Below are 1,276 nucleotides of genomic sequence, written 5' to 3'. Positions count from 1 at the left end.
ACTTCCATCAGAAGTTGGCTGAGCATGGATTCCTCATTGGTCACAAAATACGTCGTGCCTGCCGGGCTCGTCATCGAACGGCGAACGTGATCGGATATGTTAGTTGAATGATAAGTTCATTCGTCACCCACCCCCTCCAAAAAAGAAACCTTGAAAGGCATGAAGCCAGTCAAGGTTAGTATAGTTTATTCTCCACATACTTGGATAATCTCTTTAGGAACGGATTCAAAAACCAATACTTCCGGCTTAGGATAAGGTTTCTGTACAAGATATTCTTCTAGCGTCACCATACTGTTCCAATACTGTATGATCCAATGTTCAACACTTTCCCCAGTATCAAAATTTAGTGCTTCTTCATCAAAATCTTTTAAATCTTCATAGAAAGCTTGGTCATAAATAGATAGGGAAATATCACCATCAAATACCCGAATTTTATCCGTAAATATAGGGAAGCAGAATGATTGTGGCTTATGGGGAGTCAAATTAACTCCCAAAGCCTTCTTGAAATCAATCCACAGAGGAGTGCCTGATGGTTTTAACATATTAGTTATCGAGTTTTTAACTTCACCACCATTCCCATACCAATTATTTGATTTGGTTTGAAAACTAATGCCTTCCCTCATAACCTCATTGACGGAAACATGGTGTTCATGAATATCAGGTAATATAGCATGATATAGTAGCCAAGTCATAATTTCACCAACCTTTTATTTTCTTGGGACGTAAGGGAAATGAGAGCTACTTTTTGGGTTACCTATATTCTCGAAAACCCTATGACTTCCAGTTGGAGTATCTGGCGTGCTAATATTCCCATCGTACTCTTTATAGTACTTCGTGATTCTTTGGGTATTAGGATTGTTAGGATTAGGCCAATTGGAATAAGCTTTATCTGGATTGTTCATAGTGTCCCGTCTTAGCTGAAATACATCAACATCTTTACCGTACTGCGATCTATTTGGAGTCGATGGTTTAGTCGGGTCATACAAGTGCTTTTTGGCATGTTCATTTACAAAATTATTAGGGTCACTGCCAGCACCAAGCTTGGTTGGCACGCGATTCCCCGTCCCCTCAGCAAACATCTGCAAGTCGAGTTTGTGTCTAAGTTCACTCGGCCCCTTACCTGTCAGCTTACCGACCTTACCAAGCTTACCGAGTTTACCAAGAGGAATTAACTCTGCTAAAAATGCTCCCCCATAGGCATAACGAGAATTGAGATCGCCGTTTATCACCATATCGTCGAATTCTGTCCTGATTCCTTGCCCGATTTGGATAACTG

The 1,276-nt window shown here is 40.7% G+C and carries 2 protein-coding genes; both read right to left on the bottom strand.

Going from position 1 to position 1,276, the window contains the following annotated elements; all coding sequences use genetic code 11:
- Positions 1-185: 185 nt before the first annotated feature.
- Complete coding sequence (locus PPOP_RS23475) at positions 186-692, bottom strand: hypothetical protein (protein WP_006287189.1); 507 nt, start codon at positions 690-692, stop codon at positions 186-188.
- Positions 693-707: 15 nt separating this feature from the next.
- Positions 708-1,276 (bottom strand): hypothetical protein (locus PPOP_RS14135; protein ID WP_006287188.1); only part of this gene is annotated, 569 nt, incomplete at its 5' end.

It is taken from the genome of Paenibacillus popilliae ATCC 14706 (assembly GCF_000315235.1).
Classification (GTDB): Bacteria; Bacillota; Bacilli; order Paenibacillales; family Paenibacillaceae; genus Paenibacillus_B; species Paenibacillus_B popilliae.
This window is presented reverse-complemented; position numbering and strand designations above follow the sequence as displayed.